Annotated in this window: 24 protein-coding genes, 1 tRNA gene and 1 pseudogene; 19 read left to right on the top strand and 7 right to left on the bottom strand. The window is 65.3% G+C overall.

Features of this window, described 5'->3' with window-relative positions:
• Positions 1-159: 159 nt before the first annotated feature.
• The gene (locus ABDZ92_RS06545; RefSeq protein WP_272695134.1) at positions 160-732 is read left to right on the top strand and encodes a copper chaperone PCu(A)C; all 573 of its coding nucleotides are present in this window, start codon (positions 160-162) and stop codon (positions 730-732) included.
• Positions 733-931: 199 nt separating this feature from the next.
• On the opposite strand, the gene ABDZ92_RS06550 is transcribed toward ABDZ92_RS06545, so the two are convergent.
• Together ABDZ92_RS06550 and ABDZ92_RS06555 are read right to left on the bottom strand one after the other, a co-directional pair.
• Positions 932-2,500 (bottom strand): RNA-directed DNA polymerase, encoded by a 1,569-nt coding sequence (locus ABDZ92_RS06550; protein WP_272695135.1) that lies wholly within the window; start codon positions 2,498-2,500, stop codon positions 932-934.
• A 146-nt stretch (positions 2,501-2,646) separates the two neighbouring features.
• Positions 2,647-3,516 (bottom strand): hypothetical protein, encoded by an 870-nt coding sequence (locus tag ABDZ92_RS06555; protein WP_343762040.1) that lies wholly within the window; start codon positions 3,514-3,516, stop codon positions 2,647-2,649.
• Positions 3,517-4,092: 576 nt separating this feature from the next.
• On the opposite strand from ABDZ92_RS06555, the gene uvrA reads away from it, so the two are divergent.
• The 13 genes from uvrA to aat all read left to right on the top strand — a co-directional run bounded on the left by uvrA (position 4,093) and on the right by aat (position 14,503).
• A complete protein-coding gene (uvrA, locus tag ABDZ92_RS06560; RefSeq protein ID WP_125960792.1) occupies positions 4,093-7,095 on the top strand; it encodes an excinuclease ABC subunit UvrA in 3,003 nt (1,000 codons plus the stop codon).
• 31 nt (positions 7,096-7,126) lie between these two features.
• Complete coding sequence (locus ABDZ92_RS06565; RefSeq protein ID WP_125960791.1) at positions 7,127-7,672, top strand: hypothetical protein; 546 nt, start codon at positions 7,127-7,129, stop codon at positions 7,670-7,672.
• Positions 7,653-7,823, top strand: a complete 171-nt coding sequence (locus tag ABDZ92_RS06570) for a hypothetical protein (protein ID WP_272695137.1) — start codon at positions 7,653-7,655, stop codon at positions 7,821-7,823. The genes ABDZ92_RS06565 and ABDZ92_RS06570 overlap by 20 nt, the downstream gene beginning before the upstream one ends.
• Positions 7,824-8,033: 210 nt before the next feature.
• Positions 8,034-8,942, top strand: coding sequence for a hypothetical protein (locus ABDZ92_RS06575; protein WP_125960790.1), 909 nt, complete (start codon positions 8,034-8,036; stop codon positions 8,940-8,942).
• A 32-nt stretch (positions 8,943-8,974) separates the two neighbouring features.
• The gene (locus ABDZ92_RS06580; protein WP_343762046.1) at positions 8,975-9,397 is read left to right on the top strand and encodes a hypothetical protein; all 423 of its coding nucleotides are present in this window, start codon (positions 8,975-8,977) and stop codon (positions 9,395-9,397) included.
• A 287-nt stretch (positions 9,398-9,684) separates the two neighbouring features.
• Positions 9,685-9,837: a hypothetical protein gene (locus tag ABDZ92_RS06585; RefSeq protein WP_164521262.1), complete on the top strand. Its 153-nt coding sequence runs from the start codon at positions 9,685-9,687 to the stop codon at positions 9,835-9,837.
• A 296-nt stretch (positions 9,838-10,133) separates the two neighbouring features.
• On the top strand, positions 10,134-10,346 hold the full coding sequence (locus ABDZ92_RS06590; protein WP_125960788.1) for a hypothetical protein: 213 nt from the start codon (positions 10,134-10,136) through the stop codon (positions 10,344-10,346).
• On the top strand, positions 10,343-11,671 hold the full coding sequence (locus ABDZ92_RS06595) for a hypothetical protein (RefSeq protein ID WP_125960787.1): 1,329 nt from the start codon (positions 10,343-10,345) through the stop codon (positions 11,669-11,671). Before ABDZ92_RS06590 ends, ABDZ92_RS06595 begins: the two co-directional genes overlap by 4 nt.
• Positions 11,668-12,135, top strand: a complete 468-nt coding sequence (locus ABDZ92_RS06600) for a DUF3597 domain-containing protein (RefSeq protein ID WP_125960786.1) — start codon at positions 11,668-11,670, stop codon at positions 12,133-12,135. Before ABDZ92_RS06595 ends, ABDZ92_RS06600 begins: the two co-directional genes overlap by 4 nt.
• Positions 12,136-12,187: 52 nt before the next feature.
• On the top strand, positions 12,188-12,613 hold the full coding sequence (locus ABDZ92_RS06605; protein ID WP_125960785.1) for a hypothetical protein: 426 nt from the start codon (positions 12,188-12,190) through the stop codon (positions 12,611-12,613).
• A 139-nt stretch (positions 12,614-12,752) separates the two neighbouring features.
• The gene (locus ABDZ92_RS06610) at positions 12,753-13,115 is read left to right on the top strand and encodes a hypothetical protein (RefSeq protein WP_239555527.1); all 363 of its coding nucleotides are present in this window, start codon (positions 12,753-12,755) and stop codon (positions 13,113-13,115) included.
• Between the two features lie 181 nt (positions 13,116-13,296).
• Positions 13,297-13,680, top strand: a complete 384-nt coding sequence (locus tag ABDZ92_RS06615) for a hypothetical protein (RefSeq protein ID WP_125960784.1) — start codon at positions 13,297-13,299, stop codon at positions 13,678-13,680.
• Positions 13,681-13,768: 88 nt separating this feature from the next.
• A complete protein-coding gene (aat, locus tag ABDZ92_RS06620; RefSeq protein ID WP_125960783.1) occupies positions 13,769-14,503 on the top strand; it encodes a leucyl/phenylalanyl-tRNA--protein transferase in 735 nt (244 codons plus the stop codon).
• Here aat and ABDZ92_RS06625 read toward each other — a convergent pair.
• The 5 genes and pseudogenes from ABDZ92_RS06625 to ABDZ92_RS06645 form a co-directional block, all read right to left on the bottom strand.
• Positions 14,442-14,772 (bottom strand): annotated as a pseudogene (locus ABDZ92_RS06625) (DUF2155 domain-containing protein); the annotation flags it as partial. The gene aat and the pseudogene ABDZ92_RS06625 sit on opposite strands and share 62 nt — an antisense overlap.
• Positions 14,773-14,978: 206 nt before the next feature.
• Positions 14,979-15,371: an NADH:ubiquinone oxidoreductase subunit NDUFA12 gene (locus tag ABDZ92_RS06630; protein WP_125960782.1), complete on the bottom strand. Its 393-nt coding sequence runs from the start codon at positions 15,369-15,371 to the stop codon at positions 14,979-14,981.
• Between the two features lie 83 nt (positions 15,372-15,454).
• Entirely contained in the window at positions 15,455-15,955 is a 501-nt protein-coding gene (locus ABDZ92_RS06635; protein ID WP_272695140.1) for a DUF192 domain-containing protein, read from the bottom strand.
• Positions 15,952-16,542 (bottom strand): cold-shock protein, encoded by a 591-nt coding sequence (locus ABDZ92_RS06640; protein WP_125960781.1) that lies wholly within the window; start codon positions 16,540-16,542, stop codon positions 15,952-15,954. The genes ABDZ92_RS06635 and ABDZ92_RS06640 overlap by 4 nt, the downstream gene beginning before the upstream one ends.
• A 29-nt stretch (positions 16,543-16,571) precedes the next feature.
• On the bottom strand, positions 16,572-17,153 hold the full coding sequence (locus ABDZ92_RS06645) for a regulatory protein RecX (RefSeq protein WP_125960780.1): 582 nt from the start codon (positions 17,151-17,153) through the stop codon (positions 16,572-16,574).
• 118 nt (positions 17,154-17,271) lie between these two features.
• On the opposite strand from ABDZ92_RS06645, the gene ABDZ92_RS06650 reads away from it, so the two are divergent.
• The 5 genes from ABDZ92_RS06650 to nusG all read left to right on the top strand — a co-directional run bounded on the left by ABDZ92_RS06650 (position 17,272) and on the right by nusG (position 20,933).
• Positions 17,272-19,017, top strand: a complete 1,746-nt coding sequence (locus ABDZ92_RS06650; RefSeq protein WP_125960779.1) for a fatty acyl-AMP ligase — start codon at positions 17,272-17,274, stop codon at positions 19,015-19,017.
• Positions 19,018-19,126: 109 nt separating this feature from the next.
• Positions 19,127-19,202 (top strand) — tRNA-Trp (locus tag ABDZ92_RS06655).
• A gap of 197 nt (positions 19,203-19,399) precedes the next feature.
• Positions 19,400-20,008 carry a YqaA family protein gene (locus ABDZ92_RS06660; protein WP_239434792.1) on the top strand — a complete coding sequence of 203 codons (609 nt, stop codon included), beginning with the start codon at positions 19,400-19,402 and terminating at the stop codon, positions 20,006-20,008.
• 180 nt (positions 20,009-20,188) lie between these two features.
• A complete protein-coding gene (gene secE, locus ABDZ92_RS06665) occupies positions 20,189-20,386 on the top strand; it encodes a preprotein translocase subunit SecE (RefSeq protein ID WP_125960778.1) in 198 nt (65 codons plus the stop codon).
• Positions 20,387-20,396: 10 nt separating this feature from the next.
• Positions 20,397-20,933 carry a transcription termination/antitermination protein NusG gene (gene nusG / locus ABDZ92_RS06670; protein WP_125960777.1) on the top strand — a complete coding sequence of 179 codons (537 nt, stop codon included), beginning with the start codon at positions 20,397-20,399 and terminating at the stop codon, positions 20,931-20,933.
• The last annotated feature ends 74 nt before the right edge of the window (positions 20,934-21,007 follow it).

Raw genomic sequence — 21,007 nt, forward strand, 5'->3', positions numbered from 1 at the left:
CGTGTCAAACCATCGAAACACGCCCCCGTGACTGGGCGACGCGTCGTTACGCTGGGGCATATAGGTGGGGTTCCGCTTGCCGCAAGATTGCGTGGAACCTATCCGTTTCGCGAGAGTGAACCGGCCGCGCCCGCCGCCCGGCCCAAGGGGGAAACCACCATGTCCGCCACCACCGCCGCCGCCCTCGCCCGCCCCGGCCGCCTGGGCCTCCGGGCGCTCCGGCTGCCGGCCTTCCCCCGGCCGGTCCTCCCCCTCCTCGCGCTCCCCCTGCTCGCCGCCTGCGGCACCGCCGCCGAAGCGCCCGCCGAGCCCCAGGTGCAAAAGGCCTGGGTCCGCCTCCCCGCCGTCCCCGGCCGCCCGGCGGCCGGCTATCTGACGCTGGTCGGCGGCACCAGGGACGCGACGCTGGTCGCCGTCACCACGCCCGCCGCCGCCCGCACCGAGCTGCACGAGACCATGAAGATGGACGCCCCCGGCGCGCCCGACCACGCCGGCCACGAGGCGATGGCAGGCATGTCCGGCGCTACCACCATGCGCCCCGTCAAGGCGCTCCCCCTCCCCGCCGGCCAGACGGTAAAGCTAGCCCCCGGCGGCCGCCACCTGATGCTGTTCGACGTGGACGCGAAGGTGACGCCCGGCGCAAGCGTGCCGCTGCGGCTGGCGTTCGCGGACGGGCGGACGCTGGAGACGCAGGCGAAGGCGGTCGCGGCCGGGGATGCAGGGGTGGAGTAGTGCCTTTTGCGCTGCTGCTGGTTTACAACGAGATGGCCGTCACGGGACGACGAGTCGATAGCAGTTGACAGTTAAACCACAGATAGCTTGGCCCCGTTGACCAAGCAGATAAATGATACAGCCTCGCCAGGGTATACTCAAACCGGACAAAGTATTTGATCCTCTGCGCACATCCAAATGAGCGCGTCTACCGACCAGATTAGAAGGAGTAGCGGTAATCCATTTCCAGGGCATCCAGTACAACTTGATCCGCAATGTCGAAGGCGGTGTTCAGAGTGCTGGTGTGCCGCTGGTCACCAAGCCCATGCAAACAGGCAAGTTCCTGGACGAGGCCACGAGGCTGTTCCATTAATTCTAGGTCGACCGGCCCCATCGCGAACCGAAGCAGTGGATGCTCTTTAGACCGAACCCCAGCCTCCACGGCAACCCCGTTTAGAATGAGCACCGCCAAGCCTTGGATTTCGACCTCCGTCACGACTGGATCAGAGAAATTCGCCGTCTTCAGTGCAGACCGAAACACCTGGGCAGTTGCCTGGGCGACGTTAGTGCCCATTGAAACGACCTTTGAACAGTTGCCCGTGACTATGGCCCTAATGATCTCGCTATGGTAGTTTAGTTCAGGCCATGCATCGAGCCCCTCCATGAGGGTGGATAGTTCCGGTTCACTCCCAATATAGATCAGACGGCCAAGTCTATACCTCAACTTCGAGACCACTCGCTTTCTTTGAAAACCAGAGGTCTTTTTTCCGGCGTTCAGCAGCACGCGCGTTTCCGAAATCATGCTTTCCGCCAGGCGCTTCGCGTCTCCGAGAATGGTGTCGGTGTTTACATTCCTCGCCTTGAATCTTAGCCACGACCAAAGCCCGAGTGCACGGACCTTCTGAAAGGTAGTAACCTCCCTAGTAGCAGTGGCATAGTCAGGAACTGGAAGCCGAAACCCTTCGGAGAAGAGCGCGTCTTCTACTTCACTGGCTTGAGATATGCCGAGAATAATAACCTTCTTGATATCGCCAATGAGCTTCATCCAGGCGGTGGAGTGCGCCCCTGGGGAGAAGTCGTCAGCACCCTCTAACCACTGCTGGCATGGGACGACCATAGTTTTTGGAGAAGAGAAGTCGTGCACCTCTAGCCCGATACTGCCCAGGCGAGCTCGCAATTTGTCAATGGATAACCTCACATGCTCGATCTCTCCAATAAGGGTGATGTCGTCAACATAACGAACATAAGTCACAGGAAGTGACTTGGAGATATCGTCGATCGGGGTGAGAACTAGATTTGCCAGTAAATGTGAAAACATCGGTCCGGTGATCAGTTTCCCGTCCGCACTCCGTTTTCCATAATTTTCTATTAACTTGAAGCCAAGATCTACGAGGCGTTCCGGCATATCGACATCGTTACAAAAGGTTAGCCACCTCTCCGCAGCGAGCTCCGTTGAAATAGATGAATAAAACTTCTTGATATCGATGTATGCGACGACCCCATTGGGCAAAGATGAGCAGGCACTAGCGATTTTCTCCTGCCTTTCTCTGAGACCTATCATATGTGGCTCGAAGTAGCCCGACCGATCTTCCTTTTCAGTGGGTCGGTAACTATAGCATCGGTCGGAGGCCACTCCCTTCCAACGTGAAGCACATTCGGCCAACAGGGCGGCCTCGGCAAGCGCTTCGCCTGCACCGGGCACGAACAGTTCGCGATGCTCTATCTCACCCGGTCGCTCAGCTTGCTTAAAATGAAAAGTTCTGAGATAGTTTCCGGTCGGATTGGCCATTACGACCTGACAAGCGTTATTCTCAATCCAATCGTTCTTACGGGAAGCTTGATTATCGGTACAATACCTCAACGCAAGATACGCAAATACATCGCGAGCTCGGTACTGATTCACCCCTTTTGAGGCTAGGCTTTCTGCCCGGCGGCTCATAAGCTACCCTTCACCAATTCGACAGGCATGACGCAAAGGCGCACGATCACTGACTTTTCCATTTTCATTGGCGGAGCAAAAGCAAAACTTGTTTCCTCATTACCGGAACCACCAAGGACCGACTTGGCAAAGGCAGGAAGCTTCGACAACACCTTTTCCATCAGGAACGGGAATAAACCAAGTTTAGCCGCGCTCATCTGCGGCTCAATCCAGACAGCGGCGTTCATTTTGCCAGAAGAATACTTGAATAGCTCTGATATCTGGGGCTGCGCCTCTTTCTTCTTTTTGCTCTGCTCCAAAAAACCGTTGAAATTCGAGATCAATAACAAGGTTTGGAGACTGTTTTGCTTAGCAAGCACGATCTTCTCTACAAGAGAAGCGTTACTTACTTCACAAAGCACGTCCCAAGAAAAACATGACCACTTTACGAAAATAGCTTGCTCCGCAGCCGCTCGTGAAACTTGATGCATGAGCTCGTCTGCGTAGCTTCGAGCGGGTGCCGAAATTTCTCCTTGAAGCAGCTCGACATAAAGCGGCTGCCTTGGGAGAACGCCTTGGGCCCTTAGCTCAGCAATGCTGCTTATAATCGCGAGCGCTGCCGCACCTGCGCCGGACGGCACATCAATAAAGCAGAGGGTCCCGCCGGAGAAAAACTGAAGCAGCGTATTGGAGGTAGTGGCTACCTCTCCCTTCGGATCGAGCAGCGCTAACTGAGCGCGAGCAACAGAACCATCAAATTGATGCGCGTAGTGCTCATCGGTGGCCTCCTGGGAGAGCCCCCCTACGGGAGCAGGATCGGGTCGCGCTCCAGCAGCCGTTTCCAACAACGAATGCTTTTTCAGTGAGTCTAGATAAGCCGCCTTCAAGGCAGGTGGGATGAGCAGACGTGATCCGTCGCTAAGCGTCTTTGGTATTTCGACCATATGCCCCCTCCAGAGCGGGGATAGGCCTCGACTATCCGAGAACGCAACATTGTTTTGAGAACGCCTAAGCGGTCGTGCTCCACTTTTGCCTACCGCCGTGAGCTTACAGACGAAGGTGAGGCGGCAAGTTGCAGACTTTGTCGTGCCTTCCAGGCTCACGTCGCGGCCGCGAAATCAGAGAGCGGGGACGCTGTGGTCAACTATTATCGGCATTCGCGACGAACACACGACAGCCGGTACGACCCAAGCAGCCCGCTCGAAAGAAGGCTCGGTTCAGCACCTGACCGGATGCTCGGCACTTTGTGCGATAACCAATCGCTTTCGGTGAATTGTTTAAAGATTGAATGGTAGAGACGAAAGGCGGTGGAGCAGGAGGGAGCCGAAGCACCTTCTCCCTACGCGAAGGGCAGGTCTCACCGGCGTGCCTTCGCACGCCCCCCCGCACCCTCGCAACCGCCACCTCGCCTTCCTATCTCCCGCATCTGGCATCCCGCACAGAACGGAAGTAGAACGCCCTCCATGAGTCTGACCCACATCTCCGTCCGCGGCGCGCGGGAACACAACCTCAAGGGCGTCGACATCGACATCCCGCGCGATACGCTCACGGTGATCACCGGCCTGTCGGGATCGGGCAAGTCCTCCCTCGCCTTCGACACCATCTATGCAGAGGGGCAGCGCCGCTACGTGGAGTCGCTCTCCGCCTATGCGCGCCAGTTCCTGGAGATGATGCAGAAGCCCGATGTCGAGCATATCGAGGGGCTCTCCCCCGCGATCTCGATCGAGCAGAAGACGACCAGCCGCAATCCCCGCTCCACGGTCGCGACCGTCACGGAGATCTACGACTACATGCGCCTGTTGTGGGCGCGGATCGGCATCCCCTATTCGCCCGCGACCGGCCTGCCGATCGCGGCGCAGACCGTCAGCCAGATGGTCGATCGCGTGCTGGCGCTGCCTGACGGCACCCGCCTGCTGCTGCTCGCCCCCGTCGTGCGCGGGCGCAAGGGCGAGTATCGCAAGGAGCTCGCCGAGTGGCAGAAGGCCGGCTTCCAGCGCGTCCGCATCGACGGCGAAGTCCACCTGATCGAGGACGCGCCCGCGCTCGACAAGAAGTACAAGCACGACATCGAGGTGGTGGTCGATCGCCTGGTGACCGGCGGCGACATCGCCACGCGGCTGGCCGACAGCTTCGAGACCGCGCTGAAACTCGCCGACGGCCTCGCCTATGTCGACCTGGTCGACGCGGTCGTGCCGCCGATGCCCCCCGTTGGGTTCGAGCGGAGTTCGAGCGAAGCCGAGAACGCAGTCGAGAACGGCGTGCGAGAGGCGCGCCAGGAGTTTGCGACCGCCTCGACCCCGACCAAGGGGATGAAGGGCGCCGGCATCCCGGCCAACCGCATCGTCTTTTCCGAACGCTTCGCCTGCCCCGTCTCCGGCTTCACCATTGCCGAGATCGAGCCGCGGCTGTTCTCGTTCAACGCGCCCCAGGGCGCCTGCCCGGCCTGCGACGGCCTGGGCGAAAAGCTCGAGTTCGACGCCGACCTGGTGGTCCCCAACCATGATCTCACGATCAAGAAGGGCGCGATCGTCCCCTGGGCCAAGTCCAACCCGCCCTCGCCCTATTACATGCAGGTGCTGGGCAGCCTCGCGCGCGAGTTCGGCTTCAGCCTCGACACGCCGTGGAAGGACCTGCCCGGCGAGGTGCAGCTGGTCATCCTCCACGGCACCGGCGGCAAGCCCGTCACCCTCACCTTCGTCGACGGCAAGAAGTCGTACGACGTGAAGAAGCCGTTCGAGGGCGTGATCGGCAACCTCAATCGCCGCATGCTCCAGACCGAGAGCGCCTGGATGCGCGAGGAGCTGTCCAAATACCAGGCCAGCCACCCCTGCGAGACCTGCGGCGGCGCCCGTTTGAAGCCCGAGGCGCTGGCGGTGAAGGTCGCGGGCGAGGACATCGCCCACGCCACCCATCTCTCGGTGGTGGACGCGCTCGCCTGGTTCCAGGCGCTCCCCGCCCAGCTCAACGACCAGCACCGCGCCATCTCGGCCGCGATCCTGAAAGAGATCGACGAGCGCCTCGGCTTCCTCAACAACGTCGGGCTCGACTATCTCAACCTCGACCGCACCTCCGGCACGCTGTCGGGCGGCGAGAGCCAGCGCATCCGCCTCGCCTCGCAGATCGGCTCGGGCCTCTCGGGCGTTCTCTACGTCCTCGACGAGCCCTCGATCGGCCTGCACCAGCGCGACAACGACATGCTGCTCGCCACCCTCCGCCGTCTCCGCGACCTCGGCAACACCGTGCTGGTGGTCGAGCATGACGAGGACGCGATCCGCACCGCCGACTATGTGATCGACATGGGGCCGGGCGCCGGCGTCCGCGGCGGCGAAGTCGTGGCCCAAGGCACGCTGCCCGAAGTGCTCGCCACCCAAGGCTCCGTCACCGCCGACTATCTCAACGGCACCCGCGAAGTCCCGCTGCCGGCCACCCGCCGCAAGGGCACCGGCAAGAAGCTCACCGTCCACAACGCCACCGCCAACAACCTGACCGGCGTCACCGCCTCGATCCCGCTCGGCACCTTCACCTGCATCACCGGCGTCTCGGGCTCGGGCAAGTCGAGCTTCACCATCGACACGCTCTTCGCCGCCGCCGCCCGCCAGCTGAACGGCGCGCGCGTCCTCGCGGGCAAGCACGACAAGATCACCGGCCTCCAGCACCTCGACAAGGTCATCGACATCGACCAGTCGCCGATCGGCCGCACGCCCCGTTCGAACCCGGCCACCTACACCGGCGCCTTCACCCAGATCCGCGACTGGTTCGCCGGCCTCCCCGAAGCGCAGGCGCGCGGCTACAAGCCCGGCCGCTTCAGCTTCAACGTCAAGGGCGGCCGCTGCGAGGCATGCCAGGGCGACGGCGTGCTTAAGATCGAGATGCACTTCCTCCCCGACGTCTATGTCGAGTGCGACGTCTGCCACGGCGCCCGCTACAACCGCGAGACGCTGGAGGTGAAGTTCAAGGGCAAGTCCATCGCCGACGTGCTCGACATGACGGTCGAGGACGCGCACGAGTTCTTCAAGGCGGTGCCCCCGATCCGCGACCGCATGGCGATGCTCGCCGAAGTCGGCCTGGGCTACGTCAAGGTCGGCCAGCAGGCGACGACGCTGTCGGGCGGCGAGGCGCAGCGCGTCAAGCTCGCCAAGGAGCTCGCCCGCCGTGCCACCGGCAACACCCTCTACATCCTCGACGAGCCCACCACCGGCCTCCATTTCGAGGACGTGCGCAAGCTCCTGGAAGTGCTCCACGCGCTGGTCGAGCAGGGCAACACCGTGGTCGTGATCGAGCACAACCTGGACGTCATCAAGACCGCCGACTGGATCCTGGACCTGGGTCCGGAGGGCGGCGTCAAGGGCGGCGAGATCGTCGCCGAAGGCACGCCCGAACAGGTCGCCAAGGAACCGCGCAGCTACACGGGCAAGTATCTCGCGCCGTTGCTGAAGCCGAGGAAGGTGGCGCAGGCGGCGGAGTAGCGCCACGCGGCGGCTTCGAACAGGAGACGGAATGAGCAGCGCCTACCGCCCCGAATTCGAAGCCGCCCTCCGCCTTCTTGCGCGCGTCAGCGAAGCGATGCGTGCACAGGGCTTCGAAGCGCCGGTGCTGGTCGGCGGCGGGGCCGTCGAGATCTATTCGAACAGCGCCGTCACCACCGGCGACTTCGATCTCGTCACCGCCCGGCAGGAGGCGTTCGAGGCGGCGCTGGTGGAGGCTGGCTTCGTTCGTCCCTCCGGCCCCGGCGTTGCGACCCGCGGCTGGATCCATCCTGAGCTGCGGCTGGGCTTCGAAGTCGTCTCTTCCACTCTGCTCGGGGGCCTGGCCGATCGTGAACGGCTGCTGCTGGTCGACATCGCGCCCGAAGGCACCGTAGCCGTGCTCTCGGTGGAGGACATGATCGCCGACCGCATGGGCCAGTACGCCAGCGGCAGCGCGCCGGACATGCTGGAACAGTCCCGCAAGCTCCTGTCCCTTCACAGCGACGCCGACCGCGCCTACCTTGATCGCCGTATCCGCGAGGAGACCGCCGGTGACTATGGGATCGAAGACCTCTAGGCGCATCACCCTCGAAGCGCTCGGTGCCGACATCGAGCGCCGCCGCACCGAAAGCGGCGTGACCGACCTTCCCCGCAACAGCGGCGAACGGCGGACGGAAAGCAAGCGCGCGCTGCTGGCGGCGATCGACACGATTGGCGGGAAGTGGTGAGTAGCGGCAGCGGGCCCTTCTAGCCGCGGAGTGGCGTCAAGAGACGCAAGATCGTTGCGAGCCTGTTGGGCAACGTTGGCAAGGGGCGAATGCGGCCTAAAGGGCCAAGTCTGTTTTAAAATGCGCCACAACAGTACAGCAATCCCACTTTACCGCTTCAGACGGTTGCTGCCATCATCGGTATAGATATGACACGGTGGAGAGGTGCCGGTGGCGGAGGACGAGAAGTCAGTTAGCCGAAAGATTTACTTTTTTCGGATTGAGCACTTTCAAGACCTAAAGCAGAAAATTGCCGGAGCGATTCAGAGGATTGAAAATCTTCCGTTCAACGATAATGGCCGATATCTCCTCGATCCCAAAAGCGGTGCGCGGCTCTGCGCGTTTCCCGATACCTTAGACTACCCAATCCGCCTGAGGTTTGGCCGAACCCGCCGTGACGATCTACCCGAAGTTGAACGGAATGGGCGACTTGAGTCTCTTGAACTCGCAGAAGATGCCGGCTTGATTGATCTTGGACACCTAATTATTTTTGAGGACGGACACGTAGCGGCCGAATGGAACCCCGACGGGCCGAAGCTCCAGCGCCTATCCAGTTATCTATTTGAAAGAGGCGGGCTGGCTGACAGCATCAAGTTTCGCAATCTTTTTGAACGTGATATTGTAGAGGTCGTTGCCCTCCTCAACAACGTGCGTGTGCTTGATATAAGCATCCCTGCAGATGCGGTACAACTGGCGAGAGAAGCCGATAAGGGCTTGGGGGACGCCATCGTCGCGGCGGAGAAGCTCGGCGGCACACAGAAGGTGGGACTCAGCTTAGCCTCACAAGGAGGTTCGACCAAGCTCCGTGAGCTAGCTCTAAAGCTTGCCAAGTTCATCCAAATGCATCCCACAGAACGCAAGCGCTTCAACACACTTCGTGCCACTGGTTACAACGAAACCGGAGGTGGTAGCCGATACATTGATATACTTGAGGATAAGCTTGTTAGCGTAGAAGTGTTTCCAAAGCGTAGCGCACGATCACGTAGCATCAACAGCGATGAGGCATATCGGCTTATACATCGCAGCTATATCGAAATGAAACCCAAGCTTGCAAGCGCAGCCTCAGGAACCGATTTGTGAGATATTACTTTCGGTTCCGCACTGCCGTAGATTTGGCAACCGCAATCCTCGCGAGCGGACTGGTTTATGCAAGACCTGAGACTATTCAGGTATTCCGCGAGCTTACGTCTGGGGGCCGGGAGACGTTTGGCTTAGCGATGTTCAGCACTGCGGCATCGCTATTGGGGTTCGTATTGACCGCCAGCACGTTTCTTACTGCGATCCTCCAGGATTCTCGCTTCGACATCATCCGCAATGCGAAATCGTTCAAAGAACTTCCGGAGCTAGTTGCCTCTACTTTATGGCGCCTCTTCGCGCTGATGGGCGGCGGTCTCTCTTTGGTCTTTGTGGATCCGGCTTTCTCACGCTTCGCCGAGGCCGCAACTGGCTTTCTGACAACTTGGTCCTTCAGCGCTCTCGCGGCCTTAGTATGGGTCGTCACCAAGATCTACGCTCTTCCGCCTCATAAGTCGTGATTTGCACCTACTTCCAAACCGTGATCTCTCTCTAGAGGATAGCATCGTCACTGCTATGGTAGCCGCGAAGCGGGCGCGTGTGCGTGGCGACCTAGGGACAACTTCACCCTTGCACCTCTGCCCCCCACACCCCACATCCAACCTCAGGCGCCGACCCGTTCCGCATCCGGAACTTTCGCGCCGCTTCCGCCTTATTCCCCCATGCCCTGCCGCACGCCGGCGGGACGCGAGAATGGCGGCTGCCGTCCATCCGGACGGCGTCTCTTTGGAACAACAACAGGAACATCATGAACTTCATTCAATCGATTCAGCAGACCCAGATTACCTCGCCGTCGAACCAGGCTTTCGCGGCCTTCGTGCCGCTCCATCGCCGCCTCTTCCCGGTCGACCAGTGCCCGCGCGACATCGCGCGCCGCGCGGTCCGCGAAGTGCTCGGCTGAGCATCTGAACTGCATGCGCCGCGGCAAAGCCGCGGCGTCGGTCGGCGCCCATAGCGCCGCCGTCCGGCTCCCGCCCTGGCGAGCCTCGCGCGCAGCTTTCGCTGCGCTCTCGGAGGGCGGAGCTCTGAACTGCATGCGCCGCGGCAAAGCCGCGGCGTCGGTCGGCGCCCGTAGCGCCGCCGTCCGGGCGTGCTGTCGACGCTCGTCGTAGCTTGCGCTACGCCTCGCACAGCACGCTGTCCTACAACCCCCGACTTGCGATAGATGGCCGGTCCGCCTGTTGAAGGAGGACGCCCATGCACCGCCCCCAGCCGTCGCGCACGCCGCTCCCCATGCTGTCGCGCACCGCCCGCGACGCCATCGACCTCGACGATCCCGTTACCCGCGCCTGGTCGGACCACCTCGACGCCGGCCGCATCGGCACCCGCGTGCCGCCGCAGCCCGGCGCCCGCGAAGCCGGCGAGCGCACCGCCGCCCTGTTCCGCCGGCTTGGCCAGGCCGCCCGATGAGCGCCGCCGACACGCCCGAGGCGATCCTCGACACCCCTGAAGCGACCCCGCGCTTCCGCCACGATGGCTGGACGCCCGAACGCCAGCGCCGCTTCCTCGAATGCGTGGCCGAAGGGCACACGGTCGAGAACGCCTGCCGCATCGTCGACCTGTCCGTCGCCTCCGCCTATGCGCTTCGCCGCCGCGCGGCCGGCGCCGGCTTCGCGCTCGGCTGGCACGCCGCGAACCTGCTCGCCCGCGAACGCGTCGCCGATACGCTGCTCGCCCGCGCCCTCTATGGCCAGACCGAAACCGGCACCCGCCCGGACGGCGGCACCTGGACGCGCCACCGCTACGACAACGGCCTCGCCACCCGCCTGCTCGCCCGGCTCGATGCCCAGGCCGACGCGCCAGCCTCCGGCCCGGCCCACCACGCCGCCCGCATCGTCGCGCAGGAGTTCGACGGCTTCCTCGATCTGCTCGGCCGCGACGCCGACCCCGCGCGCGCCGCGCTGTTCCTCGCCAACCGCGCCGAACAGGCGGCGGACGTCGAGCCGGTCGTCGCCCTCGCCCGCGCCGATCGCTTCCTCCAGGCGGGCGCCGGCCTCGCGAGCGAGGTCGACGTCTCCGACTGCGATCCCGCCCACCGCGCCGAATGGACCGCCGACCAGTGGCGCCGCGCCGAGGCCGCCGGGCTGCTGCGCGTCGCCATCCCCGAGCCCGAAGTTGCGCCACCCCCGCCCGAGCCTCAACTTCCTCAACTTCCGCCCGAGCCGGAGCCCGCAGCGCTCGACCCTGAAGCCGTGGAACCGGTGTGGTGGTGCGACCTCCGCGAGCAATGGCGCACCCGCTTCCCGCCGCCGCCCGGCTTCGATGGCGACTGCTTCGGCCGCTTCGGCGACCCGGACTATGAACGCGAACTCGACATGGAGGAGGTGGAGCAACTGCGCATCCATGAGCAGGAGAAGTTCGCGTCCGATCACGCCGCGCGCGACGCCTGGTTCGGCGCCCTCCTCGACGGCAGCGGCCCGCCCCCTCCGCCGCGTGCCGCCACGCCCGAGCCGCCGCTTCCCGAGCCACCCGCCCGCGATCCCGTCCCGCGCACGCCCTGGAACCCCGCCGCCTGGCCGATGACCATCCCGATCCTGAGCGACGACGATTACCTCAGCGAGGAAGACATCGCCGCGATCGCGGAGCTCGACGCGATGGCAGCGCGCGATACGCCGGCGGCCCGCGATGCCCCGCCGGCGCCCGACGACGCGCCACCTCCGCACGACGGGCGGGATGAACCAGCCCGGCCCCCGCTCGTTACCTCCGGTGAACCTCATCACGGGACGAGAGCATGAGCATCTTCGGCAAGATCAAGACGGCCATCTTCGGCAAGGACGGCGGCCCCTTCGGCGACAACTATTTCGGCCAGAAGGATCGCGCGGAGGCGGCGGCCAAGAACGGCACCGTCACCCAGACCAAGACCGTCGCCGTCCACATCCCCGATCCGGTGCCCGGCGCTGCCACCCCGCCGCAGACCACCGCGGCCGAGCCGACCAGCGGCCAGCCGGTCGATGTCGAGGCGGCGCTGAAGGCGCGCGAGGCCGCGCACCCCGGCCTCAACTGGCGCACCTCGATCGTCGATCTGATGAAGCTGCTCGATCTCGATCCCAGCCTCGACAACCGCAAGGAGCTCGCGACCGAGCTCGGCTACACCGGCGCCAAGGACGGCTCGGCCGAAATGAACATCTGGCTGCACAAGGCGGTGATGCGCGAGCTCGCGAACAACGGCGGCACCGTGCCCGCCGACCTGCGCGACTGACCCGGCCGGCTCCCCTTCACGGGGGAGCCGCCCCTGACGAAGGAGACCGACCATGGATGCCAGGAAACTCAGCTTCGGCCTCGGCGTGTTCAGCCTCGCGCTGGGCGCGGCCGAGTTGCTCGGTGCGCGGCGCATCGCCCGCACCCTCGACGCAGACGGCCATGAAGGGCTGGTCCGCGCGTTCGGCGCGCGCGAAGTCGCCGCCGGCGTCGGCCTGCTCCAGGCGCCCGCCCATTCGGCTCGCATGTGGAACCGGGTCGTCGGCGACGCGATGGACCTGACCGCGCTTAGCCTCGCGGCGGCCAAGAGCCCGCGCAACCGCGCGATCTGGGGCGCCGTCGCCTTTGTGGTGGGCGCGACCGCGCTGGACACCATCACCGCGCTCGGGCTGGAGGCGAACGGCAGCAAGACGCTCCCCGCCCGCCTCGGCCGCGGCGGCACGGCCGGCACCGACGACACCAGCACCGCCGGCGCCTGAAACCGGGCTCCCGCGCCCCGGGGCTCCTGCTAGAGCGGGAGCCGGGGCGCCGGGCGCCCCGACCCGCCCCGGCTTCAACCGGAACCCCGCTCCCGCCCCGGCGGTTGGAGCGCGCAGAACGAACTCAGGAAGGATCTTCATGGCCCAGGCCCCCGCTACTCGTCGCCGCACCGCAGCCGCTCCCGCCCGCTCCCGGCTGATGACGGCCGGCATCGGCCTGCTGGGCGTGGCGCTCGGGCTTGGCGGCTGGCTGCTCGCGCGCCAGCAGCGCGATGCCCGCGCCGGCGATGTCGGCACCGGCGAGCATGTCCCGGTCGATCTCGCCCTCGACAAGCCGCATCCCGGCCCCAAGGACCGCGCGCCGGAGGCGTTCCGCCCCGATCCGACCGCGCCGGTCCCCGCCGGCGAGCGTGATGCGCTGCGGCCCGCGACCGGCCCCGCGCCGTCGCTCGTGCAGGATCGTGGCAGCATGCGGAGCCAGACCGGCAGCAGCAACGCCTGACGCCCCGGGGCTTGCCGCACTGCGGTACCGCCTCCGCTCGGAGGCGGTACCGCTCCCATACAGGGCCGATCGTTACGGGTCCGGCGGGTCGCTTCGGGTAATGCTGCGCCACGGCAGCCGCGTGTTTTGTTATCTCCTTACGCTTGACGGGGCGTATCCCATGCGCGAAGCAACCCGCGCTATGAAACGCTCCCTGCTCCCCACTGCCGCTGCGGCCCTCGCGCTTTCTCTTCTCGCGGGCTGCGAACAGAAGACCGAGACCGTCGACGCCCGTGCGCCGGACCCGATGGCCTCCCAGCTCGCCAACGCCGCCCCGGTGGAACTTCCCCCGGCGGTGAAGGCGACCAGCACCTTCCGCTGCAAGGACAACACGCTTGTCTACGTCGACTTCTTCGCCGGCGACAGGCTGGCCAACCTGCGCACCCAGAAGGGCGGCACCGCCGTCGCGCTCAAGGCCGAAAAGGCCGGCGATCCGCTCAAGGCCGATGGCTACAGCCTGACCGGCGATGCCAAGTCGATCACCCTCACCCAGCCGGGCAAGCCGGCACAGAGCTGCAAGGCCTGATCCAACTTTCTCCGAGTCGGTTCAAAGGGTCGGTGGCATGTGCCGCCGGCCCTTTTCCTTTGGGTCTCCGACCGGCTAGACTTTTCCGATGGCCCCGTCCGTGCCCCTCGATCCCCAGACGGTGCTGCGCGCCTACGCCATGGGGGTCTTCCCCATGGCCGACCATCGCGATGCCGACTCGGTCTTCTGGGTCGAGCCGCGGCGCCGTGGCATCCTGCCGCTCGACGGCTTCCACTGCTCCCGCTCACTCCGGAAAACGCTCGCCGCCGATCGCTTCCGCGTCACCGTCGACCAAGCCTTTGGCGAGATCCTGCAGCTCTGCGCCGAAACCGCCCCGGACCGCCTCGAAACCTGGATCAGCGGCCCGATCGAAGACGTATTCCTGCGCCTCCACGCGCTGGGCTTCGCCCATTCGGTCGAATGCTGGGACGGCGACCGCCTCGTCGGCGGCCTCTACGGCCTCGCACTCGGCCGCGCCTTCTTCGGCGAAAGCATGGTCAGCCGCGCCACCGACGCATCCAAGGTCGCGCTCGCCTGGCTCGTCGCCCGCCTCCGCGTCGGCGGCTTCACGCTTCTGGACTGCCAGTTTCAGACCGACCACCTTGCCACCCTGGGCGTCGTGGAGGTCGATCGAGCAGATTACTCGGTGCTGTTGGCCGCCGCGCTCGACTCGGAAGCAGCCGGTTCCGACGGTGCCGCGCCCGCCGAATCGCCGCCCGACTTCTTCGCGCTCGACCGGCTGTTACCTGTGCTCGGCACGGACACCGTGTCCGGCCCGGTTTCAGGGAAGCGCATCGTGCAGCTCTTGGGCCACACGTCGTAGATCGGGTGCTGCACCACGTTCAGCGCGGGCCGCTCCTTGAACAACCAGCCCGAGAAGGTGCGCCGCCACCGGCCGTCCGGGCCGCGGACGTCGAGCTGCACGAACGCGCCGGTATATTGCTCCTGCTCCCAGGGCGCCGTGCGCTCGCAGGCGCGCAGACGGACCACGGCATCGCCGATCCGCCGTGCCTCGCCCGGCTTCATGGTCAGCTCGCGGGTCTCCCCGTTCCGCTTGTTCAGGAAGCCGATCACCGCGACCCGCTCCGCCATCGGCGTCGCGCCAGGCACCGCAACCGCGTCGCCGCTCGCCACGCTCACGACATCCGCTGCGGGCGCCGCGCCGTCAGCCGCGTCGAAAGCAACCGCCTCCGGATCGGGAGCACCGTCCCCCCGCTCGGCGCTTGGGCGCAGGTAAAGCCAGGCTCCGACAGCGACCAGCACCGCCAGTACCAGCCCGATCAGGGCCAGGCGGCGATTCACGCGTCGGGGCTCCACGCCTCGTAATCACCTGTTGCGCGAATGCGCTGGCCGCCCTGGTCCAGCGCGCCCGGCGGCCGCCATGCAAGCGGGGTGCCGGTGTGATTGCCTTCCGGCGGCTTTTCCCAGGTACGGACCGGCGGAAGCGCCTCGCTCGGCAGGCCATCGATCTGGTGGTGCAGCCAGCTGAACCACTCGGGCGGCACGAGGCTCGCGTCGTTGTTGCCCGCATAGATCACCCAGCGGCGCGGCTGGCCGTTCGTGTCGGAGCCGCCCTCGTAATAGACGTTGCCGAGCGAATCGGTGCCCACCTTCTTCCTGCCGCGCAGTGCAAGCGTGGTGCCGATGGTGGCGCCTTCCCACCAGGTGAAGATCGATTTGAGCATGCCCATGCGCTGCCGCTTACCTCTGCCCGCGCCTGCCAGCAACCAGCTTCGAACGTCCCGGCGGGCGAAAGCGGGCGATCCTGCCACCTTTACTTGGCCGCGACGTCCTTCCAGCGCACCTTGTCCCCCTCGGCGATGCCGAGTTCGGCGGCGCGACCGCCGCGGATCTCCAGCACCGCGCTGACAGGCTCGCGCGACGATACCGGCGCTTCGGAAAAGGGGATGGTGTTCTCGGCAAGCGTCGCCACCGTGCCGTCCGCACGGATGAACAGAATGTCGAGCGGCGAAGGCGTGTTCTTCATCCAGAAGCTTGCCGCGCGCGGCGCTCCGCCGCCGGCCGGATAGGGCGCGAACAACATGCCACCGTCCTGCGGGATGTTGGTGCGGTACATCAGGCCGTCCGCCTGCTCCTTGGCCGTACGGGCAACTTCCACGTCGAACCGGTGCGCCCCGCCGGCACTTTCGATAGTGACCTCGGTCCGGGGCAACACGCTCGTCGCATTGCTCCCCTCATTGCCGTTGCTCGTGCACGCACCGCACAGCGCCATCGCCGCTGCAACCAGCGCCGCCCGCACACCCTTGCTGATCACGCTTCTGCCCTCTCGACAACCACGGCGAGCAACCCGCGCTCGCCTTCCACCACCCGTGCGCGCATCGGCTGGTCGGGCTCGAGTTCCTCGATACCACCGCGCCGCAGGGTTTCCATATGGACGAACACATCGGCGCCGTCGCTTGCACGCAACAGGAAGCCATAGCCCTTGAGCCGGTTGAACCATTTGACGGCGACGGGCTCGAACGCTCCGGCCGAAGCGATCAGGTCGACGCGCTCGCTTCGCCCACTGGCGCGCGGCCGCTGTTCCTCCACGGCTTGGGACAGGTCGATCGAGAGCACTTCGCGTGCCTGCATGCCGCGCTGCCGCCACGTGGCCAGACATTCGACCCGTGCGCCTTCCGGCAAGGTCCGCCTTCCGTGCGGCTGAAGCACGGAGAAGTGCACCAGCACGTCCCCATGTTCCGGATCGTCCGCGACGATGAAGCCGAAGCCGCGTGTCACGTCGAACCATTTGACGACGCCGGACACGGCAACGGCCGCATCGGCAACGCCGGCTCCCCTCTCTTGATCTTCGCGCGTCTCGCCTTCGCGGTCGAGCGGTGCGCGCTGCGGTTCCGCACGCATCTATATTGTTCCCCCGGCTCGAAGGCCTATCACAGCTCCCAGCCGGATGGCGACGTTTTGTTTCGGTTTTCCTCGTCCAGAAGAAATCCCGTGTCCTCTCCCGGCGTGAGGCGCACGATCCGCCATGCGATCGCCGGCGCGTGCCCGGCCCGAACCATCGCCGCCACCTGCTTCCGCACGAGGTCCGGCTGCGCAGGAGAAGGCGAAAACGGCCCTATTTTCCGACGTTTGGCGAAGCGCAGTGCGCTCTCCGCCGCCTCATCGGCGCTGGCCCCCGCGACTTCCTCGATGTCGTCGGCCTCGACCCCCGCGTGCCGGAGGGCCTCTTCGACGCGGCGCGCGCCCAGCCCCCGCCGCCCCATTACGGCAGCCTTGTTCTCCGCAAAAACGCGATCATCGACGTAGCGCAGCTCGGCCATGCGTTCCGCCAGCGAATCGACCGCCGGCGCTTCTGCACCTTCCCAGCCGCGCTCGCGCAGCTTACGGGCAAGATACTGGCGCAGCCGTGCGCGGGTGGTCGCGTACCGCTCGACATAGCGCAACGCCAACCGCTCGAGCGCCGCTGCGTCGAGCGGCTTAGGCGAGGCGGTGGGGCGGCGGGCGTAGGACATGCGCCATGTTTGTGCCACACTGGGCAGTGATTTTGAACGGGATTGCCGTGACGCTAGGCCGTCGCGCGTTCGCGCGCTGGATGGCGGGCCGTCGCCGCAGGGAGGACGCTTTTTGACGATGAACACCGATATGGAAGCAACGGCACCGGGTGGCACGCCCACGGTCGATACGCTGCCGCGCCGCTTTGCCGACTTCGATACGCTGGGTGAGGCGCTGGATTACGCAGCCTCCGGCGTTCGGGGGCTGAACTTTCATGATGCGCGCGGTACCCTGATCCGTGCCTACCCCTATTCCGAGCTCCGCGAAGACGCGCTGACCCAGGCGCGCCGCCTGATCGCCGCCGGCGTTCGCCCAGAGGACCGCATCGCGCTGGTCGCCGAGACCGGCGCCGAGTTTGCGAGCCTGTTCTTCGGCGTGGTCTATGCAGGCGCCTGGCCGGTTCCGCTGCCGCTGCCCACCTCCTTCGGTGGCCGCGAGGCCTATGTCGAGCAGTTGCGCGTCCAGCTTTCGAGCTGCGACCCCAAGATGCTGATCTTCCCGCCCGAGCTTGCGCAGATGGCCGGTGAAGCCGCGCGCATCGCCGGCGTCGAAGGGATCGACTGGTCCGAGTTCGCGACCCGCGAGGCGCCCGAAGCCGAGCTGCCGACCGCCAAGGGCGACGACATCGCCTATCTGCAATATTCGAGCGGCTCGACGCGCTTCCCGCACGGCGTCGCCATCACGCACCATGCGCTGCTCAACAACCTGGCCGCGCACAGCCACGGCATGAAGCTGGTCGGCACCGACCGCTGTGTTTCGTGGCTGCCCTGGTACCACGACATGGGCCTGGTCGGCTGCTTCCTGTCCCCGGTCGCGAACCAGGTGTCGACCGACTATCTCAAGACCGAGGACTTTGCGCGGCGCCCGCTCGCCTGGCTCGACCTCATCAGCCGCAACACGGGCACCACTCTCTCCTACTCGCCGACCTTCGGCTACGACATCTGCGCGCGCCGCATGTCGTCGCAGACCAAGGCGTCGGATCGCTTCGACCTGTCTCGCTGGCGCGTGGCAGGCAACGGCGCCGACATGATCCGCCCGGACGTGATGCAGAGCTTCGTCGATGCGTTCGGCGACGCAGGCTTCCAGGCCTCCGCCTTCCTGCCCAGCTACGGCCTTGCGGAGGCGACGCTGGCGGTCTCGATCATGCCGCCGGGCGAAGGCATCCAGGTCGAGCTGGTCGAGGAGACCGAGCTGTCGGGTGGGGACCGCCACGGCGATCGCCCGCAGCGATTCCGCGCGATCGTCAACTGCGGCAAGCCGGTGCGCGACATGACCGTCGAGATCCGCGAGGAGGACGGCACCCCGCTGCCCGAGCGCGCGATCGGCAAGGTCTGGTGCAAGGGCCCGTCGGTCATGGTCGGCTATTTCCGCGATGAGGCCGCGACCGAGGCGTGCATGGCCGATGGTTGGCTCGACACCGGCGACATGGGCTACATGTCGGACGGCTATGTCTACATCGTGGGCCGGGCCAAGGACATGATCATCGTCAACGGCCGCAACCATTGGCCGCAGGACATCGAATGGGCGGTCGAACAGCTGCCCGGTTTCAAGGCCGGCGACATCGCCGCCTTTGCGATCACCACTCCCGGAGGCGAGGAGACGCCCGCGGTGCTGGTGCAGTGTCGCGCGTCGGACGATGCCGAGCGCCAGCGCCTGCGCGAGGAAATCCGCGAGCGCGTCCGCGCCGTCACCGGCATGAACTGCGTGATCGAACTGGTGCCGCCGCGCACGCTGCCGCGCACCAGCTCGGGCAAGCTCAGCCGCGCAAAAGCACGTAACTTGTACCTGAACGGCGAGATCAAGCCCTACGACATCGCCGCCTGAGTTTCCGGCTGCCGCTTAGCGGGAGTCGGCGCCCCGTGCATCCCGGCTCGTTTTTGCATGCCGAGGGCCCTTGCCCCCGGCGGAAACGGCGGATACAGGGCGGGGCAATAGGAGTGTAGCTCAGTTGGTAGAGCATCGGTCTCCAAAACCGAGGGCCGTGGGTTCGAGTCCCTCCACTCCTGCCAGCACCTGCCGTCGCCTCGTCTGAGGCGGCGGCAAGGTCTCCCTTCAGCAGCATGATGCGAGCACGCTCGCCCGACCACCGCTGCTTTGCCGCCTCAGGCGGGCGCACTACCCCTCGACCGCTTGCCTGCCCTGTGCGGGCCGCCTAGGAAACCCGCGCCTGGCGCGACCGCGACGGGTTTCCGGCACGCCTTCCGGCATGTCGCCTGCCTTTTTCCAGGACCTGTCGATGTTTCGCGCGCTCTACGACTGGACGCTCCGCCTCGCCAACCATCGCCACGCCGTCCGCAGCCTGGCGGTGGTGTCGTTTTGCGAGAGTTCCTTCTTCCCCATCCCGCCCGACGTGGTGCTCGTCCCGGTGGTGCTGCAGCATCGCGAGCGCGCCTATCGGATCGCCGCCATCTGCACGATCGCGTCCGTGCTCGGCGGCGCGTTTGGCTATGCGATCGGCTACTTCCTGTGGGACAGCCTGGGCCAGTGGTTGATCCACCTCTACGGGCTTGAGGACAAGGCACACGAGTTCCAGGCCTGGTACGCGCAGTGGGGCGCGGCGATCATCCTGATCAAGGGCCTGACCCCGATCCCGTTCAAGCTGGTGACGATCGCCAGCGGCCTGGCCAAGTTCAACTTTGCCGCCTTCATGGCCGCGGCGCTGGTCACCCGAGCCTTTCGCTTCTTCCTCATCGCCTTCCTGCTCAAGCGCTATGGCGCTCCCGTGCAGGCGTTCATCGAGCGGCGGCTGAACCTGATCGGCATCGCCGTGCTGGTGGCACTGGTCGGCGGCTTCCTCGCGGTAGGGCTCCTCTGACAGCAGGGAAGAGGCCCCTGCCGGCCCTTCCCATCCATCGCTTGCACCGTGCAGGCTTCGTCGCTAGATACCAGACCCAATCCGACAGCGTGGATGGCCTGCGCCGGTTCCTTCGGAAAGGAACCGGGCAGCGGACCCTTGCCCCGCGGTCGGTGACGCACAAGACTTTCAGGTGAAACAGTGGCGAAGACATCTCCGGCAGAGTTCATCCGCCAGGTCCAGACCGAGACCAAGAAGGTCACGTGGCCGACGCGCCGCGAAACGGTCATGACGGCGGTCATGGTGGTCATCATGGCAACGCTGCTGGGCGTCTTCTTCTTCGCGGTGGACTCGGCGTTCGACGCGATCGTGAAGATGCTGCTGAGCCTGGCCGCCTAAAGGATACTGCATGTCGCGCTGGTACATCATCCACGCCTATTCGGGTTTCGAGAACAAGGTTCGCGACCAGATCCTGGCCGACGCCACCCGCCTCGGGCTCGACCGGCTGGTCGAATCGGTCGAGGTGCCGGTGGAGACCGTGACGGAGGTTCGTCGCGGCAAGAAGGTGCAGTCGGAGCGCAAGTTCTTTCCGGGCTACGTCCTCGCCAAGCTCGACATGAACGACGACGTCTATCACCTGGTGAAGAACACGCCGAAGGTGACGGGCTTCCTGGGTTCGTCGGGCAAGCCGCAGCCGATCAGCGAGGCCGAGGCCGCGCGCATCCTGAACACCAAGCAGGAAGCGGCCGCTGCTCCCAAGCAGAAGATCAAGGTCGATTTCGAGATCGGCGATTCGGTGAAGGTGCTCGACGGTCCGTTCGCGAGCTTCAACGGGCTGGTCGAGGAACTCGACTTCGACAAGTCGAAGGTCAAGGTGTCGGTGTCGATCTTCGGTCGCGCCACCCCTGTGGAACTGGACTTCGAGCAGGTCGAGCGCAGCAAGTAAGCTTCGCACGATCGCACAAGGCGGTCGCGTCTTCACCGTAAAAACAAGAAAGGCCGGAGCTTCATGCTCCGGCC

This window comes from Sphingomonas molluscorum (genome assembly GCF_039522995.1).
Taxonomy (GTDB): domain Bacteria; phylum Pseudomonadota; class Alphaproteobacteria; order Sphingomonadales; family Sphingomonadaceae; genus Sphingomonas; species Sphingomonas molluscorum.